The following is a 25,604-nucleotide window of genomic DNA, read 5'->3' as shown; positions in this document are numbered from 1 at the left end:
ACAGGCAGGGCCGGTCCGGCTTGGGAGCGGGGCGGGAGGGCTTACAGCTCGACTTGCGCGCCCAGCTCCACCACCCGGTTGGTCGGCACCTGGAAGAAGTCGGTGGCGCGCATCGCGTTCTTGCTCATCCACACGAACAGCTTCTCGCGCAGGCGAGACATGCCCGGACGCTCGGTGGACACGATGGTTTCCCGCGACAGGAAGAAGGACGTGTCCATCAGCTCGAAGGCCAGGCCCTGGGCGGTGCAGTCTTCCAGCACCTGCAGCACGTTCGGGTCTTCCTTGAAGCCGTAGCGGGCCACCACGCGCCAGAACGAAGCCGACATCTGCACGATCTCCAGTCTGTCTTCTTCCGCCACATAGGGCACGTCTTCGGTGCGCACCGTCATCAACACCACCCGCTCGTGCAGCACCTTGTTGTGCTTGAGATTGTGCAGCAGCGCGTGCGGCACGCCGTGCAAGGTGCTGGTCAGGAACACCGCGGTGCCTTGCACCCGCGTCGGCGGATAGGCTTCCAGGTTCTCGATGAAGCTGTCCAGCGGCAGCGCCTGGTCACGCAGGCGCGTGAACAGCAGCTCGCGGCCCTGCTTCCAGGTGCTCATCAGGGTGAAGATCACCATGCCCAGCACCAGCGGCAGCCAGCCGCCGTCGGCCACTTTATGGATGTTGGCGCTGAAGAAGCCCAGGTCTATGGTGGCGAACATCAGGGTGACGCCCAGCGCCAGCGGCAGCGGCCAGCGCCAGTTGACCCGGGCCACCACGAAGAACAGGCAGGTGGTGATCAGCATGGTGCCGGTGACGGCGATGCCGTAGGCGGCGGCCAGGCTGGACGAAGTCTTGAAGGTCAGCACCACCACCATCACCGCGATCAGCAGCGCCCAGTTGATGAAGGGCATATAGATCTGGCCGATCTCTTTTTCCGAGGTGTGCTGCACTTCCAGCCGCGGGCAGTAACCCAGCTGGATGGCCTGGCGGGTCAGCGAGTAGGCGCCGGAAATCACCGCCTGCGACGCGATCACCGTGGCCAGCGTCGCCATCACGATCAGCGGCAGCAGCGCCCAGTCCGGCGCCAGCAGGAAGAAGGGATTCTTGATCGCCGCCGGGTTTTGCATCAGCAGCGCGCCCTGGCCGAAATAATTCAGCGCCAGGCCGGGCAGCACCAGGCTGAACCAGGCGCGGCGGATCGGCGAGCTGCCGAAATGGCCCATGTCGGCGTACAGCGCCTCGGCGCCGGTCAGCGCCAGCACCACCGAGCCCAGGGTCAGGAAGGAGCCCCAGCCGTTGTGGCCGATGAAGTGCAGCGCGTGGTAGGGATTGAGCGCCTGCAGCACTTGCGGCGCTTGAACGATCTGGTGCAAGCCGAGCAGACCCAGCACGGAGAACCAGACCAGCATGATGGGGCCGAACAGCAGGCCGACGCTGGCGGTGCCGAAGCGTTGCAGCAGGAACAGGCCGGTCAGCACGCCGATGGCCATCGGCAGCACATAGCTTTCCATCGCCGGGGAAATCAGCTCCATGCCCTCGGCGGCGGACAAGACCGACACCGCCGGGGTGATGATGGCGTCGCCGTAGAACAGCGCCGCGCCGAACAAGCCCAGCAGCACGATCTTCCAGCGCGCGGCGTGAGTGGTGTAATGACGGGCCAGCGCCATCAGCGCCATGATGCCGCCTTCGCCGCGGTTGTCGGCGCGCAGCACGAAGGCCACGTACTTGATGGAAACCACGAAAATCAGCGACCAGAAGATCAGCGACAAGATGCCGAAGATGTTTTCCGGGGTGGTGGGGATGCCCTGGCCGGTGAAGCATTCGCGCAGGGTATACAGCGGGCTGGTGCCGATGTCGCCGTATACCACGCCCAAGGCGGCCAGGGTCAGGCCAGCCATGGCCTGTTTGTTGTGATCCTGCATAAGCATCCAATGGAATTGTTCGTCACCGTATATTGCTGCACAGCAATATCGGTGGTTCTTGAGCGCGCAGATTACTCCAGAGGTCTGGGTAAGCCAAGCAAAGGCCGCGCAAGAGCCGAGATGTGTTCTCGTAAAACGACAGAGTCCGGGCTGTCTGCTTGCGCGGCGGCCGCATCTGGGGTAGCCGGCGGGGGGCGGGACACGCATCTTTATAGCGCAAATCGGCGATGCCGGCGCAAGGCTTGGCCGCGAGGCGCGGCAAACGCTACAATCAAGCCCTCAATTACACCGTATTGCCAAGGACGCATCATGCGCGCATCGCAGTTTTTCATTTCCACCCTGAAGGAAGCCCCCGCCGACGCCGACATCGCCAGCCAGAAACTGATGATGCGCGCCGGCTTCATCCGCAAAGTGGCCGCCGGCATTTACTCCTGGATGCCGATGGGCCTGCGCAGCGTGCGCAAGGTGGAAAACATCGTGCGCGAAGAGATGAATCGCGCCGGCGCAATCGAAGTCAGCCTGCCGGTGGTGCAACCGGCCGGCCTGTGGCAGGAAACCGGCCGCTGGGACAAGATGGGCGAGGAGTTGCTGCGCTTCAAGGACCGCCATGAGCGCGATTTCGCCTTGCAGCCCACCGCCGAGGAGCTGATCACCGACATCGCCCGCAACGAGCTGCGCAGCTACCGCGCGCTGCCGAAGAACTTCTTCCAGATCCAGACCAAGTTCCGCGACGAGCGCCGCCCGCGCTTCGGCGTGATGCGCGGCCGCGAGTTCACCATGAAGGACGCCTACTCCTTCGACCGCAGCGCCGACGCCGCCGGCGTCAGCTACGACAATATGTACGCCGCCTACTGCCGCATCTTCGACCGCCTGGGGCTGAGCTACCGCGCCGTCGCCGCAGATACCGGCGCAATCGGCGGCGACCGCTCGCATGAATTCCAGGTGATCGCCGACACCGGCGAGGACGCCATCGTCTACTGCCCGGGTTCCGACTACGCCGCCAACATCGAACTGGCCGAAGCCGTGGCCCCGGCCGGCGAACGCGCGGCCGCCGGCGCGGCCATGGCCAAGGTGCACACGCCCAAGGTCAAGACCATCGCCGATCTGGTGGGCTTCCTGAACGTGGACGTCAAGCAGACCGTCAAGGCGGTGGTGGTGGACGGCGACGAAGATCAGCCGGTGCTGTTGCTGGTGCGCGGCGACCACGAGCTGAACGAAGTCAAGGCGGAGAAGATCGCCGGCATCAAGAAGCCGCTGACTTTCGCCTCGCCGGCCGCGATCAAGGCCGCCTTCGGCGCCAATCCCGGCTCGCTGGGCCCGGTGGGCTTCAAGGGCCGCGTCATCGCCGACCGCACCGTCGCCAAGATGGCCGACATGATTACCGGCGCCAACGAGGACGATCAGCACTACACCGGCGTCAACTTCGGCCGCGATTGCGCGGAGCCGGAAGTGATGGACATCCGCAATGTGGTGGCCGGCGACGCCTCGCCGGACGGCAAGGGCGAGCTGGCGATCCAGCGCGGCATCGAAGTGGGCCATGTGTTTTATCTGGGCACCAAGTACTCGGAAGCGATGAACGCCACCTTCCTGGACGAGGACGGCAAGCCCAAGCCGTTCGAGATGGGCTGCTACGGCATCGGCGTCACCCGCATTCTGGGCGCGGCGATCGAGCAGAACTTCGACGACAAGGGCATGATCTGGCCGGACGCCATCGCGCCGTTCGCCCTGGTGATCTGCCCGGTGGGCTATGACCGTTCCGCCGAGGTGAAGGCCGCCGCCGACGCCTTGTACCAAGGCCTGCTGGCCAAGGGCGTGGACGTGATCCTGGACGACCGCGGCGAGCGCCCGGGCGCGATGTTCGCCGATTGGGAACTGATCGGCGCGCCGCATCGGGTCACCATCGGCGACCGCGGCCTGAAGGAAGGCAAGGTCGAGTACCAGCACCGTCGCGACGCGGAGGCCAGCGCGCTGGCCGCCGATGCTATGCTGGAACAAGTGCTAGCCAAACTGGGGCTGTGACCGTCTTATGATCCGATCCGGCATCGTCGTATTGTTGGCCGCGCTGGCAGCGATGCCGGCGTGGGCCGGCGCGCAGAAGGAAGAGGCGCTGGCCGCCAACGTCGCTTCCACCATGCGCCGTTCGGTGTCGGACGCCAACGCGCCGCGGCTGGTGTTCGACGACCAGCGCGAGGCCGACGCCTGGCTGGGAGAGATGTCCAGCCGGCTGGCCAAGCGGATTCCGGATAAATGGACGCGCGAGCGTCTGCTCACCGCCATCCATTACGAGGCCACCCGCGCCGGCCTGGACCCGCAGCTGGTGCTGGGCCTGATCCAGGTGGAAAGCGGCTTCAACAAGTACGCGATCTCCGGCGCCGGCGCGCGCGGGTTGATGCAGGTGATGCCGTTCTGGGTGCGCAGCATAGGCAATGCGCAGCACAATCTGTTCGATCTCACCACCAATCTGCGCTACGGCTGCACCATTCTGCGTTACTACCTGGATATCGAGCGCGGCAATCTGTTCCGCGCGCTGGGCCGCTACAACGGCAGCCTGGGCCGCGCCGAGTATCCCAATCTGGTGATGGGGGCCTGGAAAGGCCGCTGGCACTGGGTGGCGCCGCTGCCGGTGAAAACGGCGGCGGCGGGCGCCGCGCCGCCGCTGCTGCGCTGAAGCGCGGATGCAAAAAAAAAACCGGCTCTGGAATCCAGGCCGGTTTTTTTTGTCCGCTCAGCGCGGCAGGCTACAGGAGGGCGCGCGCATTTCAATCCTCCTGGGTTTGCAGCATCTTTTTCAGCAAGCGCGCCAGCGTGGCGCGTTCTTCCGCGTCCAGCATCTCGATCAACTCGGCCTCGGCCGACAGATGGTTGCCGACGGCGTCCTCGATCACCTCGAAGCCCTTGGGCGTCAGCGTCACGATCACGCCGCGGCGGTCGCCCGGGTCCGGCGAGCGGGTCACCAGGCCGGCTTCTTCCAGACGATTGATGCGGTTGGTCAGCGCGCCGGAGGAAATCAGCACCATGCCTTGCAGTTGATTGGGGGACAGCTGGAACGGCTCGCCGCCGCGGCGCAGCGCGGCCAACACGTCGAATTCGCCGACATTCAGATTGTGGCGCGCCAAATCGTGCAGTACGCGGCGGGTGACGAAGTACTCCATTCGCACAATGCGGCCGACCACTTCGGTGGAGGACGGGTCCAAGTCCGGGCGAACCTCGCGCCACAGGGCCACGATACGGTCAATCTGGTCTGGTGCTTGTTGCATCACTGACGGTTCCTGATGTGTGGGTGACAACTGGATGACTACCGGGCGCAGAGATTAGCACGGCTTGAAGTTAGTTTATCTTCACGTGAAATAATAGTCTTCAGTCATCACCCGCACCAGCGGGAAGCGCGCTTACTGACGCATGCTGACCGCCAGCCGGTTGAAGGCGTTCATCAGGGCGATGGCGAAGCTCAGGTCCGCCACTTCTTCCGGGCTGAAGTGTTCCTGCAAGGGCAGATAGTGCTGGTCCGGCGCCTGGGTGACGGCGATGTCGGTCAGCGATTCCGCCCATTCCAGCGCCGCGCGTTCGCGGGCGCTGTACAACTCGCTGACGCGCCAGCCGGCCAGAGAATCGATGCGTTCATTGCTTTCCCCCCTGGCGCGCAGGGCCGACGCGTGCATTTTCAGGCAGAAGGCGCAGCCGTTGATCTGGGATACGCGCAGGTAAACCAGCTCGATCAAGGGCAGGCCCAGGCTGCTGTGCTGCAGGCTGGCTTTGACGCTGGCCAGCCCTTGGTAGGCGGCGGGGGACAGTTGGGTGTAGGGCAGGCGCAGAGACATGGCAATTCCTTTCAAGAGAGAGTCGCAGCGGCGAGCTGCAAGGCCAGTCTAGGCAAAAATCATTTATGTAAATAGACTTAAAATATCGAATTCAAATTCCAAAAATGAAATCATGCTGGATGATCTGCAGTTATTCGTGAGCATTGTCGACGCCGGCAGCCTGAATGCCGCCGCTCGGCGGCTAGGCGTGCCCACCGCCACCCTGTCGCGGCGCTTGCAGGCGCTGGAGCGGGAGTTGGGCTGTCGCCTGCTGCACCGCAGCGCGCGGCGGATGGAGCTGACGGCGGAAGGCGGGCAGTACTACGAGCAATGCCGGCCCTTGCTGCAATCGCTGAGCCAGACCGCCGCGTCGCTGGCCGATTCGCTGCACCAGGTCAAGGGCGTGCTGCGGGTGCTGTCGCCGCTGAGTCTGGGCAACGACGTCCTGGTGCCGGTGTGGCGGCGGATGCTCAGAGACTATCCGGACTTGCGCTTGGAGCTGCATCTGAACAACGCCATCGACGACCTGCTCAGCGGCATGGCGGACCTGGCCTTGCGGGTAGGGGAGCAGCCGGACTCCAGCTTGAACCAAAGGCGGCTGGGCTGGGTGCGCACTTTGCTGGTGGCCGCGCCGGCCTATCTGGCGGCGCAAGGCGAGCCGCGGACGCCGGAGGCGCTGGCGCGTCACGCCTTGCTGGTGGCGGAGCCGTTCGAGCGCTGGCATTTGCGGCGCCGGGACGACGGCGCGGAATGGGAGTTGCCGCCGCCGCGGCTGCGGGTTAACGATATGCTGCTGCCGCGCCGCTTGGCCGAGGCCGGCGTCGGCGTTGCCGTCTGTCCCCATAGCCTGTGCCACCGTCAGTTGGCGGAAGGCGGCTTGCGGCAGGTCTTGGCCGGCTGGGAAATGCCGGCGCAGCCGGTGTACGCGGTATGGCCGCAACGGCGTTATCCGCCGGCGCGGGTGCGGGTCTTGCTGGACGTTCTGGCGGAGTTCGCCGAGACAGAGCCTTTGCTGGCGCGGGCTTAGTCAGCCCGGCGTGGGCTCGCCGCGCCGCTTCTTGCCCGGATGCGGCGGCTTGGGCAGCACGATCTGCCGGGTGCCGGCCAGTCTGTCGTGCAGGAAGAGTTTGTCGCGGTCGTAGAACTTGGCCAGGAAGGGCACCAGGCACCAGCTCAGCGCCAGCCACAGCGCCTGCGGCTGGTGGCCGTAGGCATTGGCCCAGCCTAGGTAGGACACCGCCGGCATGCCGACGAACAAGGTCAGGCCGATCAGGTAGCGCGCCGCCGCCTGCTTCCAGACAATGCCGCCGCCGCGGGCGTTGACCAGCTTGATGCGCCAGGTCTTCATCGCCACGGTCTGGCCGCTGCGCACCCAGCAATAGCCGAAGTAGCCGAATAGCGCGACGGCGAGCACACCTTTCAGCAGGGCCTTGAACAGCGGCCCCTGGCCGATCAGCGTTTGCAACGGGGTCAGCGCCGCGGTGACGGTGAGCAAGAGCGCGGCGACCAGCAGCAATTCGTAGAACAGGCTGGCCAGGCTGCGTTTCAGTGTCGGAGGAGTCAGGGCGGGGGCGTCAGCGGGAGGCATCTTGGGCTTTATGTTGTTGTTGCAGGCGCTGGATGGCCTGCCGGCGTTGTTCGGGCGGCATCTGCTGCAAGGCTTTCCAGTTGGCGCGGATTTCGTCGCGCTGCTGCTGGCTCAGCTCGGACCAGGCTTTCAGCTTCTGTTGCACGCGCTGGCGCTGGGCCTCCGGCAGCTGTTGGAAGGACGGCACGATGGCCAGCAGATTCTGCTTTTTATACGGCGCGTAGCGGTCCCATTCCGTGGCCAGCGGCGCCAGCACCTGTTGCTGTTCCGCGCTCAACTGCGCCCAGCTGGGGTTGGCCGGCGGGCTGGCCTTGGCCGCCGGCGTCAGCAGCCCGCTCAGGCACAGGGCAAGCAGCAGGCGGCGGCCGCTATTCATGCAGGCCTCGGCTGAAATGCGGTTCCAGCAAGGCTTCGAAGGGCAGATCCTGCGCCAGCAGCGCGGCGTCCACCGCTTCTTCCTCCAGCAGCAGGTCTTCGGCCAGCATCATGCCGGCGCCGGTCAACAGCGCGAAGCCCAAGGCCAGGCCGCCGCGGCGGAGCGACAACACATGGCGTTGAGCCCACAGGCCCAGCCGCTCGCGCGGGGGCGCGGCGCCGGGGGAATGGGCGTCGAAGCGGCTCAGCGCGCGTTCGCGCGCCTGGCGCAGTTTGCGTTCCAGCGCGGGGTCGAGATCGTCGCTGGCGTGATCCAGCACGCGGGACACATGGCCGGGCAGGGGATTGGAAGGTTTCATAGCGTCACTCCCTTTTGCGCGAGGATGGCGGCCAGCGTGTGATTGGCGCGCGAGCAATGCGTTTTCACGCTGCCTTCCGAGCAGCCCATCACGCGCGCGGTGGCGGCGACATCCAGACCCTCCCAATAACGCAGCAAAAAGGCCTCGCGTTGACGGGCGGGCAGCAACTGCAGCGAGGCCTCGATCAACACGGCGGTTTCCTTGCGCGCGCACCACAGTTCGGGGTTGCTGTGCGCCTCGTCAGCGGCCACGTCCAGCACTTCCAGCGGGTCCGGGCCGTCCTCCTCCTCGCGGGCGGGGATCAGCGAAGACAGCAGCGTGCTGACGAAACGGCGCGCCTTGCTGCGGCGGTAGAAATCGCGGATGGTGTTTTGCAGGATGCGCTGGAAGATCAGCGGCAGTTCCGCCGCCGGGGCGTGCGGATAGCGATCCGCCAGTTTCATCATCGAGTCCTGCACGATATCCAATGCGCTGTCTTCGTTCTGGACCGCATACCACGCCTGCTTGAAAGCGCGTTTCTCCGCCGACTCCAGGAAGTCGGCCATTTCCTCGCGGCTAGCCATCGGATGAGAGTTTGAGTTGATGCCAACAGAAGATGGTAGCAGAGCGCCGCCGATTCGGCCAAGCCTGATTTTTTTCCTGAATTTACCGAGGCTTAGACGCATATTGCACCTGCACAAAAGCACTTGACCGGTTTCAAAGCAATACGCTAAGGTCGTCCGATACGGGATGAAACTAACGCAAAGACAAGAGGCGATATGCAGATATCGGGCGCGGAAGCGGTTGTCCGCTGCCTGCAGGAAGAAGGTGTCGAATTTGTTTTCGGCTACCCCGGCGGCGCGGTGCTGGAAATCTACGATGCCATTTTCCGGCAGGACAAATTCAAACATGTGCTGGTCAGGCATGAGCAGGCGGCGGTGCATGCCGCCGATGCCTACTCCCGTTCCAGCGACAAGGTGGGCGTGGCCCTGGTCACCTCCGGCCCCGGCGCGACCAATGCCGTGACCGGCATTGCCACCGCCTATATGGACTCCATCCCCATGGTGGTGCTGTCCGGCCAGGTGCCGTCTCCGGCCATCGGCCTGGACGCCTTCCAGGAAGTGGACATGGTGGGCATCACCCGCCCGTGCGTGAAGCACAACTTCCTGGTCAAGGACGTCAATGAAATAGCCGCTACCATCAAAAAGGCGTTCTACATCGCCAAGACCGGTCGTCCCGGTCCGGTGGTGGTTGACATCCCCAAGGACATCACCCAGCAGCGCACGGAATTCCAATACCCGGAAAGCGTGCATATCCGCTCCTACGTGCCGGCTACCCGCGGCCACCCGGGGCAGATCAAGAAAGCGGTGAACCTGCTGTTGGAAGCCAAGCGCCCCTTTATTTACGTGGGCGGCGGCGCGGTGCAGGGCAATGCCGCCGGCGAAGTGACCGAACTGGTCAAATCGCTGGGCTTGCCGTGTACCAACACCCTGATGGGCCTGGGCGCCTATCCGGGTTCCGATCCGCAGTTCCTCGGCATGCTGGGCATGCACGGCACTTATGAAGCCAATATGGCGATGCAGTACTGCGATGTGCTGGTGGCCATAGGCGCGCGTTTCGACGACCGCGTGATCAGCGTGCCCTCGCACTTCCTCAGCCAGCCGAAGAAGATCATCCACATCGACGTGGATCCGTCCTCCATCTCCAAGCGGGTGAAGGCGGACATCCCCATCGTCGGCGACGTCAAGCATGTGCTGAAAGACATGCTGGACCTGCTGAAGCAATCCGGCCAGAAGCCGGACGCTCAAGCCCTGGCCGGCTGGTGGAAGCAGATTGAGGAATGGCGCGGCCACAACTGTTTGCTGTACACCCCGTCCACCGAGCTGATCAAGCCTCAGTACGTGGTGGAGAAGCTGTACGAAATCACCGGCGGCAAGGCCATCGTCACATCCGACGTGGGCCAGCACCAGATGTGGGCGGCGCAGTACTACAAGTTCGACAATCCCAAGCAGTGGCTGAACTCCGGCGGACTCGGCACCATGGGCTTCGGCCTGCCTGCGGCGATGGGCGCGCAACTGGCCAATCCGGACGCCACCGTCGCCTGCATCACCGGCGAGGGCTCGATCCAGATGAACATCCAGGAACTGTCCACCTGCAAGCAGTACCACACCCCGGTGAAGGTGCTGGCGCTGAACAACCGCTACCTGGGTATGGTGCGCCAGTGGCAGCAGTTCTTCTACGGCACGCGCTATTCCGAATCCTATATGGACGCCTTGCCGGACTTCGTCAAAATCGCCGAGGCTTACGGCCATATCGGCTTCAAGGTGGAAGACCCCGCCGACGTGGAGCCGGTATTGAAGGAGGCGTTCAGCCAGAAGCTGAAGGAGCGGCTGGTGTTTCTGGATTTCCGTACCGACCAGTCCGAGAACGTGTTCCCGATGGTGCAAAACGGCAAGGGCCTGGATCAGATGGACCTGCCCGAGCACATGAGCGAGGTGCAGAACGTGCCCTTCGAGAACAACCGTGACTACGGCAATATGTGTTGAGGCCAGCCGGTATGCGACATATCCTATCCATTCTTCTGGAAAACGAAGCGGGCGCATTGTCCCGCGTGGTGGGCCTGTTTTCGGCCCGTGCCTACAACATCGATTCGCTGACAGTGTCCACGACCGAGGACCCGACGCTGTCGCGCATGACTATCGTCACTCACGGTTCCGACGAAGTCATCGAGCAGATCACCAAGCAGCTCAACAAGCTGATCGAGGTGGTCAAGGTGATAGACCTCAATGAATCCGAGCACATCGAGCGCGAGCTGATGCTGATCAAGGTCCGCGCCACCGGCAAGGACCGCGAGGAGATGAAGCGCATGGCCGACATCTTCCGCGGACGCATCATCGACGTGACGGAAAAGACTTACACCATCGAGCTGACCGGTACGAGCGAAAAGCTCGGCGCCTTCATCGAGGCGGTGGACCGCACAGTGATCCTGGAAACGGTCCGTACCGGCGCATCCGGCATTGGTCGGGGTGAGCGGGTTCTGAAAATCTGAAGCAGGCGGGCGCCGGCCAAGGGCCGGGCCGCCTAAACAAACGAAATCAAGGATTGCAAATGAAAGTTTTCTACGACAAAGACGCTGACCTCTCCATCATCAAGGGCAAGAAAGTCGCCATCATCGGCTACGGTTCCCAGGGCCACGCCCATGCGCAGAACCTGAAAGACTCCGGCGTGGACGTCGTGGTGGGCCTGCGCAAGGACGGCGCTTCCTGGAAGAAGGCGGAAGCGGCCGGCCACAAGGTCAAGGAAGTGGCCGAGGCGGTGAAGAAGGCCGACGTGGTGATGATTCTGCTGCCGGACGAATCGCAGCCGGACGTCTACGGCAAGGACATCGCGCCCAATCTGAAGAAGGGCGCGGCGCTGGCCTTCGCCCACGGCTTCAACATCCATTACAACCAGATCGTGCCGCCGGCCGACGTCGACGTGATCATGGTGGCGCCGAAAGGCCCGGGCCACACCGTGCGCTCTGAATACCTGAAGGGCGGCGGCGTGCCGACCCTGATCGCGGTCTATCAGGACAAGTCGGGCAAGGCGCGCGACGTGGCCCTGTCCTACGCGGCGGCCAACGGCGGCACCAAGGGCGGCGTGATCGAGACCAATTTCCGCGAGGAAACCGAGACCGATCTGTTCGGTGAGCAGGCCGTGCTGTGCGGCGGCGCGGTGGAGCTGGTCAAGGCCGGCTTCGAAACCCTGGTGGAAGCCGGCTACGCGCCGGAAATGGCTTACTTCGAGTGTCTGCACGAGCTGAAGCTGATCGTCGACCTGATGTACGAAGGCGGCATCGCCAATATGAACTACTCGATCTCCAACAACGCGGAGTACGGCGAGTACGTGACCGGCCCGGAAGTGGTGACCTCCGCCACCAAGGACGCGATGAAGAAGGCGCTGTACCGCATCCAGTCCGGCGAATACGCGAAGATGTTCATCCTGGAAGGCAAGACCAACTATCCGAGCATGACCGCGCGTCGTCGTCTGACCGCTGATCACCCGATCGAGAAAGTGGGCGCCGAGCTGCGCGCGATGATGCCGTGGATCGCCAAGAACAAGCTGGTGGACCAGTCCAAGAACTGAGTCCGCGGGCTGCCGCATTAAGCAAAGCCGGGAGATTTCCCGGCTTTTTTGCGTGTGGACGGCGCGGACGCAAGGCCGGCCCATGAAAAACGGCGCCCTGGGCGCCGTTGCGTTTGGAGTGAGAGCCTTCAGTCGGCCATCGCCTCGCCCATGCGCACCGCACCGGCGGCTTGCCAGGCGGGGTTGAAGCTCAGCGGGCCTTGCGGGAACAGCAAGACCACGGTGGAGCCCAGCAAGAAGCGGCCCATCTCCTCGCCCTTGGCCAGACGGATGTCCTGGTCGCGGTAGTCCCAGTGCCGGATCTGGCCCGGCCGCGGCGGATTGACCACGCCGTGCCAGACGGTGGCCATGCTGCCGACGATGGTGGCGCCCACCAGCACCAGCGCGAAGGGCCGTCCGTCCTGTCCCTCGAACAGGCAGACCACGCGTTCATTGCGCGCGAACAAGCGGTCCACGCCGCGGGCGGTGGCCGGGTTCACCGAATACAGCTCGCCCGGAACATAGCTCATCCGCAGCAGGCGGCCGTCGCAAGGCATGTGGATGCGATGGTAGTCGCGCGGGCTCAGGTAGATGGTGGCGAAATGGCCGTCGTCGAAACGGCGCGCGGATTCGGCGTCGCCGGCCAGCAGCGCCTGGGCGGAGTAGCTGCGGCCCTTGGCCTGGAAAATCTGCCCCTGCTCGATACGGCCGAACTGGCTGATGGCGCCGTCCACCGGGCACGCCAGCCGTTCGCTCGAGAGCGGGCGCGCGTCGGCGTGCAGGGCGCGGGTGAAGAAGGCGTTGAAGCTGGCGTAGGCGGAGGGATCGCTGGCGGCGGCTTCATTCATGTCCACCTGATAGCGGGCGATGAAGCGGCGGATGATCCATTGCGTCAGGCTGCCGCCTTCCCAGTTGGCGATGCGGCCCGCCAACCGGGTCATGGCCAGCTTGGGCATCAGATGTTGCAACAGCACGAACAGGCGTTCGGACACTGGTTTGTCCTCGATCAATCTGACTAAACCCAAGAGTATAACCGATCTGCCGGCGTCTGATCGCTTGCGCTTTGCTTAAAGCTTAGGCAATTGCCAGGCAAAAATAGACACAATGTCCGATATTTTTGGCTTGGACATCAGGTGTAACGTTTTAATCACAGTTTTCAGCATGCAGATTTGACTTTATGTCTTGCTTGCCGGTAGGCTGGATCAAAATTTGCTGCGGGAGCACATGATGCAATTGGACATTGAACGCTTGATTGCGGACTTCGGCGGGCCGGGACAGCTGGCTGAGGATCTGAATCGCTTGTTCGCCGATGAGCCGGTGACTCGGGCGGCGATATACAAATGGAGAGAACGCGGCAGCCTGCCATTGGCCCAGCTCAACAAGCTGGCGGTGATGGCGGCCAGCCAGGGTAAACGCTTCGATTTCAACGATTATCTGATCGGCGTCGGGACAGGCGCGGAAATTGCAATGCAGGGACCAGGGAGAAATAGCCAGATGGGCAATCGTCTTTATATATTCGACACCACCTTGCGCGACGGCGAGCAATCGCCGGGCGCATCGATGACCAAGGAAGAAAAGATCCGGATTGCCCGCCAGCTGGAGCGTCTGGGCGTGGACATCATCGAAGCCGGTTTCGCCGCGGCGAGCCCGGGCGACGCCGACGCCATCCGCGCCATCGCCGAGGTGATCAAGGACTCCACCGTCTGTAGTCTGGCCCGCGCCAACGAGCGCGACGTCCGCGCCGCGGGCGAAGCGATCAAGCCGGCGGCGCGCGGCCGCATCCATACTTTCATCGCCACCAGCCCCATCCATATGGAGAAGAAGCTGCGCATGAGCCCGGACGAAGTGGTGGCGGCGGCGGTGGCGGCGGTGAAAATCGCCCGCGAATACACCGACGACGTGGAGTTCTCCGCCGAAGACGCGCTGCGCTCGGACATCAACTTCCTGGCGCGCATTTTCGGCGAAGTGATCAAGGCCGGCGCCACCACGCTGAACGTGCCGGACACCGTCGGTTACGCGGTGCCCTTCATCACCGAGGCTTTCTTCCGCGAATTGATCGCCAAGACGCCGGGCGGCGACAAAGTGGTTTGGTCCGCCCACTGTCACAACGACCTGGGCATGGCGGTGGCCAACAGCCTGGCCGCGGTGCTGGGCGGCGCGCGCCAGGTGGAATGCACCATCAACGGCCTGGGCGAGCGCGCCGGCAACGCCAGCCTGGAGGAAGTGGTGATGGCGGTGCGCACCCGCAAGGACGTGTTCGCGCTGGAAACCGGCATCGACGCCACCCAGATCGTGCCGGCCTCCAAGCTGGTGTCCACGGTGACCGGCTATCCGGTGCAGCCCAACAAGGCCATCGTCGGCGCCAACGCCTTCGCCCACGAGTCCGGCATTCATCAGGACGGCGTGCTCAAGCACCGCGAAACCTACGAGATCATGTCCGCCGAATCGGTGGGCTGGAGCACCAACCGCCTGACCCTGGGCAAATTGTCCGGCCGCAACGCCTTCAAGACCAAGCTGATCGAGCTGGGCATCGTGCTGGACAGCGAAGAAGCGCTGAACGCCGCCTTCGCCCGTTTCAAGGAGCTGGCGGACCGCAAGCGCGAGATTTTCGACGAGGACCTGCACGCGCTGGTGTCGGACGAGTTCAGCACCGTCCGCGAAGAGGATTACAAACTGGTGTCCTTGAAGATCGCCACCGAAACCGGCGAAGCGCCGGTGGCCTCCATCGTCTTCCTGGCGCACGGCGAAGAGCGCCGCGCCCAATCCAGCGGCTCCGGTCCGGTGGACGCCGCCTTCAAGGCGATTGAAAGCGTGGCCGCCAGCGGCGCGGAACTGGAACTGTACTCGGTGAACGCCATCACCAAGGGCACCGAATCCCAAGGCGAAGTGACGGTGCGCCTGGCGCGAGACGGCCGCATCGTCAGCGGCCTGGGCGCGGACACCGACATCATCGTGTCCTCGGCCAAGGCCTATTTGTCGGCCTTGAACAAATTGATGAACCAGGAGCAAAAGCTGAACGCACAAGCGCTGGTATGAGGTTTTCCGGCCGAGGCGGCCAGCGCGGCGCGTCGTCGACAAGGTTTTCCATCCCGTCCTTGTCGGCGTGCAGTCAGCGTTAGACCGTCCGGCCCAGGGAGTTCACTTTATCGAGTGTGAAGTCCATCAGGCCCACAAGGCCGACCCTTTTTGCCCCGGCTCACAAGGCCGCGCGGCGGACAGCCGACCCATGAGGTCGGCGTCGTTGCGCGGCGGAGCCGGGGTTTTTGCGTTTTACGCGCGGACGGGCCGGCGCTAGACTGCCAGCTCTCTCCTTCCCCATTACGGAAAGCGCCCATGTCCGCAGCCTTCTTCATCACCGGCACCGATACCGAAATCGGCAAGACCCACGTCGCCGTGCAATTGATCCGCCAATGGCAGGCCGAAGGCAAGCGCGTGCTGGCGATGAAACCGGTGGCTTCCGGCTGCGAACTGCTGGCCGACGGCAGCTGGTGGAACGACGACGTGGCGCGGCTGACCGCCGCCACCGGCCAGTCCGATCTGGAACTGATGAACCCCTATCGATTCCTGCCGCCGGTGTCGCCGCATATCGCCGCGAGCGAGGCCGGCGTGGACATCCGGCTGGACGTGATCGTTGACCATTACCAGCAATTGGCCGCCTGCGCCGACGTGGTGGTGGTGGAGGCGGCGGGCGGCTGGATGGCCCCGCTGTCCGACCGGCTGTTCATGGCCGATATGGCCAAGGCCTTGCAACTGCCGGTGATTCTGGTGGTGGGCATGCGGCTGGGCTGCATCAACCACGCCTTGCTGACCGCGCGCGCGGTGCTGGACGCCGGCCTGCCGCTGGCCGGCTGGGTGGCCAATCGAGTGGTGCCGCAGCAACAGGCCTACGAGCAGAACCTGGAAACCCTGCAAAGACACATGCCGGCGCCGCTATTGCTGGAAGTGCCGCACCTGGCCGGCGAATCCAACTGAGCCGCCGGGCGCGGAACGGCGCGCGCAGCGATTCCCATCCGTAATATTTTATTGCGTTGCCGCAAGACATTTTCTTGTTTTCCTTGACCTTTTTTTCTAGCATGCCATTAACCGGTCATGGGAATAGACCGGACCAGTCAGCACCATTTCATGTCAGTTGAGGATTTCTAGGGGGGCTCCATGTCCTGTATGCGCGTCCTTTGCTGTTGGCTGCCGATATCCTGCGCGTCAGCGGCCGAGTTGAATCTGCAAGCCCCCGTCACTCCCATTGCCCGTCAGCAATACGACCTGCACACCATGTTGCTGGTGATCACCTGCGTCATCTTCGCGCTGGTGTTCCTGGTGATGATGTACGCCATCGTCCGCCACCGCAAAGCCGCCGGCCATCAGGCCAAGCACTTCCATGAAAACACCACGGTGGAAATCATCTGGACGGTGATTCCGCTGCTGATCCTGATCGGCATGGCCTGGCCGGCCACCAAGGCGGTGTTGTCGCAGAAGAGCACGCGCGGCGAGGACATGACGGTCAAGGTCACCGGCTATCAATGGAAGTGGCGTTACGACTATCTGGACGATAATTTCGGCTTCATGAGCCATTTGTCCACGCCGCGCGAGGCCATCGCCAACGCCGCGGCCAAACCGGTCAATTACCTGCTGGAAGTGGACGAGCCGCTGGTGGTGCCCACCGGCAAGAAAGTGCGGCTGCTGCTGACCGCCAACGACGTGATCCACTCCTGGTGGGTGCCGCAGCTGGGTGTCAAGCAGGACGCGGTTCCCGGCTTTCTGCGCGACAGCTGGTTTCGCATAGACAAGCCCGGCACCTATCGCGGCCAGTGCTCTGAGTTGTGCGGCAAGGACCACGGCTACATGCCCATCGTGGTGGAGGCCAAGACGCCGGACGACTACGCCAAGTGGCTGGAAGCCAAGAAAAAGCAAATGGCCGCGGCGGCGGACGATCCCAACAAGGTGTGGACGCTGGCCGATCTGAAAGCCCGCGGCGAAAAGGTCTACGCCCAGAACTGCGTCGCCTGTCATCAGGCCAACGGCAAGGGCCTGCCCGGCGCCTTCCCGGCGCTGGACGGTTCCAAGATAGCCATCGCCGACAAGCCGGCGCACATCCACATCGTCTTGTTCGGCAGTCAGAAAAACCCGGCGATGCAAGCCTGGGGCAAGCAGCTGTCGGATACCGACATCGCCGCGGTGATCACCTATGAGCGCAACGCCTGGGGCAACCACACCGGCGAATTGGTGCAGCCCAAAGAGATCAAGGCGGCCCGCGGCGCCACCGGCTGAGGCCGGGAGCGGCGGCGAACCCATGCAAGGAGAGCGATATGGCAATTGTCGATGACGCCGGCCATGCCGGGCACGCGCCGGGGCATCACGAGCGCCCGCGCGGCATCATGCGCTGGCTGGCGGCCACCAACCACAAGGACATCGGTTCGATGTATCTGTGGTTCTCCTTCATCATGTTCCTGTCCGGCGGGGTGATGGCGCTGTGCATCCGCGCCGAACTGTTCCAGCCCGGCCTGCAGTTCTTCCAGCCGGAGCTGTTCAACCAGTTCACCACCCTGCACGGCCTGATCATGGTGTTCGGCGCCATCATGCCGGCCTTCACCGGCCTGGCCAACTGGATGCTGCCGCTGATGATAGGCGCGCCGGACATGGCTTTCGCCCGGATGAACAACTGGAGCTTCTGGCTGCTGCCGCCGGCGGCGCTGCTGCTCCTGCTGTCCTTCATCGTGCCCGGCGGCGCGGCGGCGGCCGGCTGGACGCTGTACGCGCCCTTGTCCACCCAGATGGGCATGGGCATGGACATGACCATCTTCGCCATCCACATCATGGGCGTCAGCTCCATCATGGGGTCGATCAACATCATCGTCACCATCCTCAATCTGCGCGCGCCGGGCATGACCATGATGAAGATGCCGATGTTCGCCTGGGCCTCGCTGATCACCGCCTACCTGATCATCGCGGTGATGCCGGTCCTGGCCGGCGTGGTCACCATGGTGTTGACCGACCGTCACTTCGGCACCCATTTCTTCAACGCCGCCGGCGGCGGCGACCCCATCCTGTATCAGCACGTGTTCTGGTTCTTCGGCCATCCCGAGGTCTACATCATGGCGCTGCCGGCCTTCGGCATCGTCAGCCAGGTGATTCCCACCTTCGCCCGCAAGCCCTTGTTCGGCTACGCCTCCATGGTTTACGCCACCTCCAGCATCGGCATCTTGTCCTTCATGGTGTGGGCGCACCATATGTTCGCCACCGGCATGCCGGCCACCGCCCAGCTGTTCTTCATGTACGCGACCATGCTGATCGCGGTGCCCACCGGGGTCAAAGTGTTCAACTGGGTGGCCACCATGTGGGAGGGCAGCATGACGTTTGAAACGCCCATGCTGTTCGCCATCGGCTTCATCCTGCTGTTCACCATAGGCGGCCTGTCCGGCGTCACCCTCAGCGTGGCGGCGGTGGACATCCAGCTGCACGCCAGCTACTACGTGGTCGCCCATTTCCATTACGTGCTGGTGGCCGGGGCGCTGTTCAGCCTGTTCTCCGCCATCTATTACTGGTTTCCCAAGATGACGGGCAAGATGTACCACGAGGGCCTGGGCAAGCTGCATTTCTGGTGGTCCTTGCTGTGGTTCAACGTCACCTTCTTCCCCATGCACTTCCTCGGCCTCGCCGGCATGCCGCGGCGGATTCCCGACTACGCGCTGCAATTCACCGAGTTCAACCAGCTGGCCAGCATCGGCGCCTTCATGTTCGGCCTGGGGCAGTTGATCTTCCTCTACAACATCCTGCGCTCGCTGCGCCACGGCAAGCCCGCGCCGCAGCATCCGTGGGAGGGCGCCAATACGCTGGAGTGGGCGATTCCCACCCCGGCGCCCTATCACAGCTTCGCCGAAGCGCCGCAGCTGGAGGTGATTGAAAACGGCGTGGTGGTGTCCAGCACCGGCGGCGAGCACCACTGAGGACGATGCGATGGAAGCCGCCGCCAAGCAGGGCCGCAGCAACCGCCAGCTGATGAAGAAACTGGCGGTGGTGGCCTTGCTGATGTTCGTTTTCGCCTGGGGGCTGATCCCGCTGTACAAGGTGGTGTGCGAAGTCACCGGCCTCAACGACGTGGTCAAGGCGGACAGCCTGGACGACACGGCGACAAGCGGCGGCGCGGCGGCGCACGAGGTGGACATGACTTTCGACGCCACGGTGCAGGCCGGCCTGCCGTGGCAGGTGCGGCCCTTGCAGACCCGGCTCAAGGTGAAGCCCGGCCAGTTCGTGCAAGTGGAGTACGAAATCACCAACGCCAGCGGTCAGCGGGTGGTGGGGCAGGCGATTCCGCGCTATCTGCCCGCCGCCGCCGGCGAGTACGTCAAGAAGCTGGAGTGCTTCTGCTTCCGCCAGCAGGCCTTCGCGCCCGGCGAAACCAGACGCTTTCCGGTGGTGTTCGTCGTCGACAAGCGCTTGCCGGCCTCAATAGACAGCATCACGCTGGCCTATACCGTGTTTGACGTGCCGGGCAATGCGGGAGCGGGCTCATGAGGGCATGGCAAGGCGTTTTGGCGGTGTTGTCCGCCTTTTTCGGCGTGCGCCGCAAGGCGGACGCGCGCGAGGACAGCAAGCTCTCGCCGCTGCAGCTGATACTGACCGCGCTGCTGCTGGCGGCGACTTTTATCGGTGTGTTGCTATTGGTGGTGCGGCTGGCCACGTCCTAATCGGTGTGCAGGGAGAACGCAATGACGACAGCGAACGAGCGGGAACAGACGCATTACTTTGTGCCGCAGCCATCGCGCTGGCCGGCGGTGGGCGCGGTGGCGCTGTTCTGCCTGGGCTTGGGCGCGGCTTTCGCCGTCAACGGCCAGCCGCTGGGCAAGCTGTCGCTGGGCGTGGGCGCGCTGATACTGATCTATATGTTGTTCGGCTGGTTCGGCGATGTGATCCGCGAAAGCCGGCACGGCGACTACCAGGGCAAGGAAGACATGTCCTTCCGCTGGGGCATGGGCTGGTTCATCTTCTCCGAGGTGATGTTCTTCGGCGCCTTCTTCGGCGCCTTGTACTGGGTGCGGGTGGTGTCGGTGCCGACCTTGGGCGAGATGGACTACAAAATCTTGTACCCGGATTTCGAGCCGTCCTGGCCGCTGCTGACCGGGCCGGGCATCACCAAGCCCTATCAGGCGATGGGGGCCTGGGGCCTGCCGGCGCTGAATACCCTGATCCTGCTGAGTTCCGGCGCGATGGTGACCTGGGCGCATTGGGCGCTGCTGCAAGGCCGGCGCGCGCAATTGAAGCTGGGGCTGCTGTTGACCGTGTTGCTGGGCAGCTTGTTCCTCTGCCTGCAGATGTACGAATACGGCCACGCGATGAGCGAGTTGAATCTGAGCCTGGCCTCCGGCGCTTACGGCATGACTTTCTTCATGCTGACCGGTTTTCACGGCCTGCACGTGCTCTTGGGCACCATCATTCTGGCGGTGGTGTGGCTGAGGGTGATGCGCGGGCATTTCGACGGCCAGCATCATTTCGCCTTCGAGGCGGCGGCCTGGTACTGGCACTTCGTCGACGTGGTGTGGCTGTTGCTGTTCGTCTTCGTCTACTGGCTGTGAACCGCGCGGCCGGACCAAAGGCCAGGGGCCGCACCGGGACGAGGGCGGCCGGCTCGGCTAAGCTTGATGAGGGCGCCACCAGCCGAACAGCGCGCCCAGCAGCAAGAGCAGGAACAGGCCGATGGACAGGCCGATGCGCAAAGTGAGGGAGCGAACCAGACGTTGAGAGCCTTGATCGGACTTCAGCAGGCCGGTCAGGCCCCAGAACAGGGCAAGCACGATGCAGGCGAGCAAGAACAGAATGACAAGTTTCATTGCGGAATCCCCCGGTCGATTGGGCCGTCGATCTACAGCTTTGAAGTCTAGCGGCAAACGGCTGGTTTGGCTGTGTTTATTGGCCATGGCGGTGCTGCCTTTCTTTTTGGCGGCCTGGCAATGGCAGCGCGCGCAGGAAAAGGCCGAATTATTGCGCTCGCTGACCAGCGCCATCGGCGTGCCGCCGGTCAGCCTGATTTATCGCGAGGCCCGCCCGCAGCCGGAATTCAGCCGGGTGGCGCTGCCCGGCGCGCAGCCGGCCGGCCCGGCCTTGCTGTTGGAAAACTGCTATCTGGGCGAGGTCAAGGGCCGGCGCATGCTGCAGCCCTGGCGGTTGGAAGACGGCGCGATGGCCCTGTTGGACCTGGGCTGGCTGGCCGACGGCGTGACGCCGCCCGCCGTCGATCCGAAAACGCTGACCTTGCGCGGACACTGGATGCCGCTGCCGCGCCACTTCGTGCTGCCCGGCGCGGTGGCCGGCGTGGAGGGCCGCGTCGACGCCATCGACATGGCCGCGCTGCGCCAGCGCTACCCCGGCCATTGGCATCAGGGCGTGGTGGTGCTGGAGCACTCGCCGGACCCGCTGCGGCATTGGCCGGTGCTGCCGGAATTCATGCCGGAGCGCCATTACGCCTATGCGGCGCAGTGGCTGCTGCTGGGCCTGTTATTGCTGCTGTCCTTGCATTCGCTGAGGAGACGTTCCCATGAGCCGCGTCGATGAAGCGTCCCCCGAGCCGTCCCGGCGCCGTGGCCGGCTCAAGCTGCTGCTGATGGCGGCCATCTGCCTGGCGCCGGTGCTCGCCTCTTGGGCGGCTTACCGGCTGATGCCGCCGCAGGGCGGCAAGAGCTACGGCCAATTGCTGCCGACGCGGCCGTTCGCGCTGACCGGCGCGCAAGGATGGCCGCGCGGCAAATGGGTACTGGCGGCCAGGATAGAACCGGGCTGCCAGACACGCTGCCAGCAGCGCTTTTTCGCGATGCGCCAGATCCAGCGCGCGCAGGGCGAGGCCGCCGGCCGTCTGACCCGGCTGGGCTGGCAGGAGAGCGCCGCGCACGAGGAGGTGGACGCCACCCACATCGTGCAAACCGCGCAGACGGACGTCGACGGCGGCGGCTACTACCTGGTGGACCCCTTGGGCAACCAGGTCTTGTTCTATCCCGACGCCGCCGATCCCAAGAAAGTGATCCAGGAAATAGGCCGCGTGCTGAAAACCAATAACGGCATCGGTTGAGCTCGTTAAGCCGCGGCGCCCGCGCGGCCCGCGACATCCGCAGTTTCTTGGCCGCTCGACAAGGGGAGAGCAGCATGAGGCGACTGATCTGGCTGGCATTCATCCTGGCATGCGTGGTCGTGCCTTTCGGCGCTTATGTGCGCCTGTCCGACGCCGGGCTGGGCTGTCCGGACTGGCCGGGCTGTTACGGCCAGATCTCCCCGCATCACGCCGCGGAACGCATTCAGCAACAGCAAGCCCAGAGCCCGGACGGCCCGGTCAGCCTGGGCAAGGCCTGGAAGGAAATGAGCCATCGCTATCTGGCCGGCGCGCTCGGCGCGCTGATCGTCGCCATCGGCTGGCAGGCGTGGCGGCGGAAACGCCACCGCCGGGTCGCCGGGACGCTGTTGGCGGTGGTGCTGCTCCAGGGCTTGCTGGGCATGTGGACGGTGACCTTGTTGCTCAAGCCGGCCATCGTCACCCTGCACCTTATCGGGGGCGTGTCGGTGCTGCTGCTGCTGGCCTGGCTGGCGCTGTCGCCGCGGCTCGCTCCGGTGGACGCGCCGGCGTCGTTGAGCTGGCTGACGCGCGCTCTGGCGCTGGTGGTGGCTTTGCAATTGGCCCTGGGCGGCTGGGTGTCCACCAACTACGCCGCGCTGGCCTGTCAGGGCTTTCCCGCCTGCAATGGCGAATGGTGGCCGCAGATGCGCTTCGAACACGCTTTCCATCTGTTCCGCGCCTTGGGCGAGGCGCCGGACGGCAGCCCGCTGGCGGTGGGCAATCTGGTGGCGGTGCATTGGCTGCACCGGCTGGGCGCCGCCCTGGTGACCGTCTTGTGCCTGAGCGCGGCGCGCGCCGGCTGGCGGCTGCCGGCGCTGCGCGGCCACCTGTGTTGCTTGCTGGCGGCGCTGTCGCTGCAGATCGGGCTGGGCGTCGCCAATGTGTTGCTGGCGCTGCCCTTGCCGGTGGCGGTGCTGCACAACGCCGGCGCCGCCTGTCTGCTGCTGATCAGCAGCCTGCTGGCGCTGCGGCTGAGGCCGGCGCGCGCTGCGCAGGCGCGGCCGGTCGGGCCTTTGCCCCGTCTTTCCAAAAACCATCGCGAATGGGTTTGAGCGCCGCATCCTGAGGGGGAAAAAACATGAACGCAGCGGAGCTTCAGCAGGCGCGCCAGCACGCGGTCGCCTTGATGCAACTGGCCAAGCCCCGGGTGGTGGGGCTGATCGTGTTCTGCGCGGTGATCGGCATGTTTCTGGCGGGGCCGGGCTGGCCGGATCCGGCGCGCCTGTTGCCGGCCACCGCCGGCATCGCGCTGGTGGCCGGCGCGGCGGCGATGATCAATTGCCTGGTGGAGCGCACGGTGGACGCCAATATGCGCCGCACCGCCTGGCGCGCCACCGCCCGCGGCGAGGCCGGCGCGGCCGAGACCCTGATCATCGCGCTGACCGCCGGCGGCATCGGCATGGCCTTGCTGGCCGGCCTGGTCAACGCCTTGACCGCCTGGCTGACGCTGGCCACCTTCGTCGGCTACGCCATCGTCTACACCCTGCTGCTCAAGCCCAATACGCCGCAGAACATCGTGATCGGCGGCGCCAGCGGCGCGATGCCGCCGGTGCTGGGCTGGGCGGCGATGACCGGGGAGGTGCACGCGTTCGCGCTGGTGCTGTTCCTGATCATCTACGCCTGGACGCCGCCGCATTTCTGGGCGCTGGCGCTGTACCGCCGCGACGATTACGCCCGCGCCGGGCTGCCCATGCTGCCGGTGACCCACGGCCAGCGTTTCACCACGCTGTCCATCTTGCTGTACTCGCTGCTGTTGTCGGCCATCACCCTGTTGCCGGTGGCGATGGGCGCGGCCGGCTGGCTCTATCTGCTGGCGGCGCTGGCGCTGGACGCGCGGCTGCTCTTCCTTGCCGTGCGCCTGCATCGCCAGTATGCTGACGCTCTGGCCCGCCGCGCCTTCGCTTGGTCGATCTGGTATCTGACCTGGCTGTTCGCGGCCCTGCTGATAGACCATTACTGGCTGATACCCGTTTCCTGATGCGCAAATTGATAAAACTCGCCGGCTGGCTGCTGCTGCCGTTGTGGCTGGCCGCGTGCTCGCCGAATGAACCCAAGCTGGATTTGAAAGGCACCGACGTCGCCGGCGCGTCGATAGGCGGCGATTTCACGCTGACCGACCACCAAGGCCAGCGCCGCAGCCTGTCCCAATACCAGGGCAAGGTGGTGGCGCTGTTCTTCGGCTACACCCATTGCCCGGACGTCTGCCCCACCACCATGCTGGAATACGCGGCGGCGGTGAAGCAGCTGGGCGAGCAGGCCAGCCAGGTGCAGGTGCTGTTCGTCAGCATAGACCCGGAACGCGACACGCCGCAGGTGTTGGCCGGCTATGTGCCGCATTTCAATCGAAGCTTCGTCGGCCTGACCGGCACGGCCGGCGAGGTCGAGCAGATCAAGAATCAATACAAGGTCGTCGCCCAGCGGGTGAGCCAGCCGGGCGGCGGCTATAGCGTGGACCACAGCGCCGGCTCCTATCTGTTGGATAAACAGGGCCGTTTGCGAGTGTTTGAGGCCTATGGCACGCCGTCGGCGAGCTTGGCTCATGATATTGGCCAGTTGTTACGCTAAACTTGGCGTATCGGAAACTGACGCAGACATGAAAGTCGGATCAAAGTGAGCAACGACCATAACGCTGGCGCAACATCCGGCTCGCAACCATCGTTGGACCTCGCCAAATACACGCTGTCCACGTCGGTGGAGATCGCCCATCATCTGGCCGGCATCGCCAAGAACGGCCACATGGTGACGGTGTTTTCCAATAAGGGAAAAACCTTCATCCTGACTCGTTTCCTGGAGGTGGACCACAAGGCGGGCACGCTGGTGTTCGACTGGGGCGCGGACCCGGAGACCAATGAACATCTGCTGGCCAGCGAGCGCAATGTCTTCGTCTGCTCGCCGGAGGGCGTCAAGACCCAGTTCGTCACCGGCCAGGTGCGCCGCATAGACTGGGAGGGCCAGCCCGCCTTCCAGGCGGATCTGCCCGAGCAGGTGATCAAGCTGCAGCGCCGCGAATTCTTCCGCATCCAGACCCCGGCGGCCAGCCCGGTGATGTGCCATGTGGCCGATTACCCGCACAAGCCCATCGACCTGGCCTTGTTCGACGTCAGCCTGGGCGGCGTCAGCATGTGGCTGCCGCAGCCGGCCACGCCCGGCTTCGACATCGGCCAGCAATACCAGCGCTGCACGCTGGACCTGAAACCGCTGGGCGGGCTGCATATCGGGCTGGAAGTCCGTCACCGGCTGGCCGCCAAGCTGCGCAACGGCAACGAGGCCGTGCGCATCGGTTGCTCCTACCTGGGGCTGACGCCGGCGATGGAGACGCTGATCCAGCGCTACGTCGGCCTGCTGGAGCGCGAACGCCGCGCGCTGGTCGGCTGAATCCGCGCGCCGCTTCGCCTTAACCTC

At 64.5% G+C, this 25,604-nt stretch carries 28 protein-coding genes; 19 read left to right on the top strand and 9 right to left on the bottom strand.

Annotated features, from left to right (window positions below; translation table 11 throughout):
- Positions 1–41: 41 nt before the first annotated feature.
- Complete coding sequence (kup, locus tag AB1Z25_RS20825; protein WP_107801010.1) at positions 42–1,907, bottom strand: low affinity potassium transporter Kup; 1,866 nt, start codon at positions 1,905–1,907, stop codon at positions 42–44.
- 309 nt (positions 1,908–2,216) lie between these two features.
- Between kup and AB1Z25_RS20820 the strand changes: the two genes are divergently transcribed.
- Positions 2,217–3,926 (top strand): proline--tRNA ligase, encoded by a 1,710-nt coding sequence (locus AB1Z25_RS20820; protein ID WP_235085872.1) that lies wholly within the window; start codon positions 2,217–2,219, stop codon positions 3,924–3,926.
- A gap of 7 nt (positions 3,927–3,933) precedes the next feature.
- The gene (locus tag AB1Z25_RS20815; RefSeq protein WP_107801008.1) at positions 3,934–4,575 is read left to right on the top strand and encodes a lytic transglycosylase domain-containing protein; all 642 of its coding nucleotides are present in this window, start codon (positions 3,934–3,936) and stop codon (positions 4,573–4,575) included.
- A 91-nt stretch (positions 4,576–4,666) separates the two neighbouring features.
- On the opposite strand, the gene AB1Z25_RS20810 is transcribed toward AB1Z25_RS20815, so the two are convergent.
- Both AB1Z25_RS20810 and AB1Z25_RS20805 read right to left on the bottom strand, forming a co-directional pair.
- A complete protein-coding gene (locus AB1Z25_RS20810) occupies positions 4,667–5,164 on the bottom strand; it encodes a MarR family winged helix-turn-helix transcriptional regulator (protein WP_107801007.1) in 498 nt (165 codons plus the stop codon).
- Positions 5,165–5,296: 132 nt separating this feature from the next.
- A complete protein-coding gene (locus AB1Z25_RS20805; protein ID WP_107801006.1) occupies positions 5,297–5,725 on the bottom strand; it encodes a carboxymuconolactone decarboxylase family protein in 429 nt (142 codons plus the stop codon).
- 112 nt (positions 5,726–5,837) lie between these two features.
- Between AB1Z25_RS20805 and AB1Z25_RS20800 the strand changes: the two genes are divergently transcribed.
- Complete coding sequence (locus AB1Z25_RS20800) at positions 5,838–6,731, top strand: LysR family transcriptional regulator (protein ID WP_486636077.1); 894 nt, start codon at positions 5,838–5,840, stop codon at positions 6,729–6,731.
- Here AB1Z25_RS20800 and AB1Z25_RS20795 read toward each other — a convergent pair whose 3' ends face one another.
- The 4 genes from AB1Z25_RS20795 to AB1Z25_RS20780 are packed head-to-tail and all read right to left on the bottom strand — an operon-like array spanning position 6,732 to position 8,589.
- On the bottom strand, positions 6,732–7,292 hold the full coding sequence (locus AB1Z25_RS20795; protein WP_235085876.1) for an RDD family protein: 561 nt from the start codon (positions 7,290–7,292) through the stop codon (positions 6,732–6,734).
- Positions 7,279–7,668, bottom strand: a complete 390-nt coding sequence (locus tag AB1Z25_RS20790; RefSeq protein WP_235085878.1) for a DUF3106 domain-containing protein — start codon at positions 7,666–7,668, stop codon at positions 7,279–7,281. The genes AB1Z25_RS20795 and AB1Z25_RS20790 overlap by 14 nt, the downstream gene beginning before the upstream one ends.
- Complete coding sequence (locus tag AB1Z25_RS20785; protein ID WP_107801002.1) at positions 7,661–8,026, bottom strand: DUF3619 family protein; 366 nt, start codon at positions 8,024–8,026, stop codon at positions 7,661–7,663. The genes AB1Z25_RS20790 and AB1Z25_RS20785 overlap by 8 nt, the downstream gene beginning before the upstream one ends.
- The gene (locus AB1Z25_RS20780; RefSeq protein ID WP_107801001.1) at positions 8,023–8,589 is read right to left on the bottom strand and encodes an RNA polymerase sigma factor; all 567 of its coding nucleotides are present in this window, start codon (positions 8,587–8,589) and stop codon (positions 8,023–8,025) included. Before AB1Z25_RS20780 ends, AB1Z25_RS20785 begins: the two co-directional genes overlap by 4 nt.
- Positions 8,590–8,784: 195 nt before the next feature.
- On the opposite strand from AB1Z25_RS20780, the gene ilvB reads away from it, so the two are divergent.
- From ilvB to ilvC, 3 genes are read left to right on the top strand one after another with little or no spacing between them, the layout of a single operon-like run.
- Positions 8,785–10,551, top strand: coding sequence for a biosynthetic-type acetolactate synthase large subunit (gene ilvB / locus AB1Z25_RS20775; protein WP_107801000.1), 1,767 nt, complete (start codon positions 8,785–8,787; stop codon positions 10,549–10,551).
- An 11-nt stretch (positions 10,552–10,562) separates the two neighbouring features.
- The gene (gene ilvN / locus AB1Z25_RS20770) at positions 10,563–11,054 is read left to right on the top strand and encodes an acetolactate synthase small subunit (protein ID WP_019101853.1); all 492 of its coding nucleotides are present in this window, start codon (positions 10,563–10,565) and stop codon (positions 11,052–11,054) included.
- Between the two features lie 59 nt (positions 11,055–11,113).
- Positions 11,114–12,130 (top strand): ketol-acid reductoisomerase, encoded by a 1,017-nt coding sequence (gene ilvC / locus AB1Z25_RS20765; protein ID WP_048407995.1) that lies wholly within the window; start codon positions 11,114–11,116, stop codon positions 12,128–12,130.
- A gap of 128 nt (positions 12,131–12,258) precedes the next feature.
- Here ilvC and asd read toward each other — a convergent pair whose 3' ends face one another.
- Positions 12,259–13,101, bottom strand: coding sequence for an archaetidylserine decarboxylase (asd, locus tag AB1Z25_RS20760; RefSeq protein WP_486636076.1), 843 nt, complete (start codon positions 13,099–13,101; stop codon positions 12,259–12,261).
- Positions 13,102–13,336: 235 nt separating this feature from the next.
- Here asd and AB1Z25_RS20755 point away from each other — a divergent pair, with 235 nt between their 5' ends.
- From AB1Z25_RS20755 to AB1Z25_RS20725, 7 genes are all read left to right on the top strand, one after another.
- The gene (locus AB1Z25_RS20755; protein WP_107802039.1) at positions 13,337–15,145 is read left to right on the top strand and encodes a 2-isopropylmalate synthase; all 1,809 of its coding nucleotides are present in this window, start codon (positions 13,337–13,339) and stop codon (positions 15,143–15,145) included.
- 297 nt (positions 15,146–15,442) lie between these two features.
- Positions 15,443–16,081, top strand: coding sequence for a dethiobiotin synthase (gene bioD, locus AB1Z25_RS20750; RefSeq protein ID WP_107800998.1), 639 nt, complete (start codon positions 15,443–15,445; stop codon positions 16,079–16,081).
- Positions 16,082–16,321: 240 nt separating this feature from the next.
- Positions 16,322–17,374, top strand: a complete 1,053-nt coding sequence (coxB, locus tag AB1Z25_RS20745) for a cytochrome c oxidase subunit II (protein ID WP_253313900.1) — start codon at positions 16,322–16,324, stop codon at positions 17,372–17,374.
- Positions 17,375–17,412: 38 nt separating this feature from the next.
- Positions 17,413–19,050: a cytochrome c oxidase subunit I gene (ctaD, locus tag AB1Z25_RS20740; RefSeq protein ID WP_107800996.1), complete on the top strand. Its 1,638-nt coding sequence runs from the start codon at positions 17,413–17,415 to the stop codon at positions 19,048–19,050.
- Positions 19,051–19,060: 10 nt separating this feature from the next.
- Positions 19,061–19,618 (top strand): cytochrome c oxidase assembly protein, encoded by a 558-nt coding sequence (locus AB1Z25_RS20735; protein ID WP_253313901.1) that lies wholly within the window; start codon positions 19,061–19,063, stop codon positions 19,616–19,618.
- Positions 19,615–19,791: a DUF2970 domain-containing protein gene (locus AB1Z25_RS20730; RefSeq protein WP_081544914.1), complete on the top strand. Its 177-nt coding sequence runs from the start codon at positions 19,615–19,617 to the stop codon at positions 19,789–19,791. The genes AB1Z25_RS20735 and AB1Z25_RS20730 overlap by 4 nt, the downstream gene beginning before the upstream one ends.
- Positions 19,792–19,812: 21 nt before the next feature.
- Positions 19,813–20,676: a cytochrome c oxidase subunit 3 gene (locus AB1Z25_RS20725; RefSeq protein ID WP_227105548.1), complete on the top strand. Its 864-nt coding sequence runs from the start codon at positions 19,813–19,815 to the stop codon at positions 20,674–20,676.
- 57 nt (positions 20,677–20,733) lie between these two features.
- Here the strand turns inward: AB1Z25_RS20725 and AB1Z25_RS20720 are convergent, their stop codons facing one another.
- Positions 20,734–20,931 (bottom strand): DUF2909 family protein, encoded by a 198-nt coding sequence (locus AB1Z25_RS20720; protein ID WP_019102806.1) that lies wholly within the window; start codon positions 20,929–20,931, stop codon positions 20,734–20,736.
- Between the two features lie 91 nt (positions 20,932–21,022).
- On the opposite strand from AB1Z25_RS20720, the gene AB1Z25_RS20715 reads away from it, so the two are divergent.
- The 6 genes from AB1Z25_RS20715 (at position 21,023) to AB1Z25_RS20690 (ending at position 25,577) form a co-directional block, all read left to right on the top strand.
- Entirely contained in the window at positions 21,023–21,652 is a 630-nt protein-coding gene (locus AB1Z25_RS20715) for an SURF1 family protein (RefSeq protein ID WP_486636075.1), read from the top strand.
- Positions 21,636–22,163, top strand: a complete 528-nt coding sequence (locus AB1Z25_RS20710; protein ID WP_107800992.1) for a hypothetical protein — start codon at positions 21,636–21,638, stop codon at positions 22,161–22,163. Before AB1Z25_RS20715 ends, AB1Z25_RS20710 begins: the two co-directional genes overlap by 17 nt.
- A gap of 74 nt (positions 22,164–22,237) precedes the next feature.
- A complete protein-coding gene (locus AB1Z25_RS20705; RefSeq protein WP_486636074.1) occupies positions 22,238–23,254 on the top strand; it encodes a COX15/CtaA family protein in 1,017 nt (338 codons plus the stop codon).
- Between the two features lie 26 nt (positions 23,255–23,280).
- Positions 23,281–24,180: a heme o synthase gene (locus AB1Z25_RS20700; RefSeq protein WP_019102802.1), complete on the top strand. Its 900-nt coding sequence runs from the start codon at positions 23,281–23,283 to the stop codon at positions 24,178–24,180.
- Positions 24,180–24,767, top strand: coding sequence for an SCO family protein (locus tag AB1Z25_RS20695; RefSeq protein ID WP_227105544.1), 588 nt, complete (start codon positions 24,180–24,182; stop codon positions 24,765–24,767). The genes AB1Z25_RS20700 and AB1Z25_RS20695 overlap by 1 nt, the downstream gene beginning before the upstream one ends.
- Positions 24,768–24,860: 93 nt before the next feature.
- Positions 24,861–25,577 carry a flagellar brake protein gene (locus AB1Z25_RS20690; protein WP_227105543.1) on the top strand — a complete coding sequence of 239 codons (717 nt, stop codon included), beginning with the start codon at positions 24,861–24,863 and terminating at the stop codon, positions 25,575–25,577.
- Positions 25,578–25,604: the final 27 nt, after the last annotated feature.

The sequence above is a fragment of the Chromobacterium sp. HL1 genome, from assembly GCF_057418835.1.
This window is presented reverse-complemented; position numbering and strand designations above follow the sequence as displayed.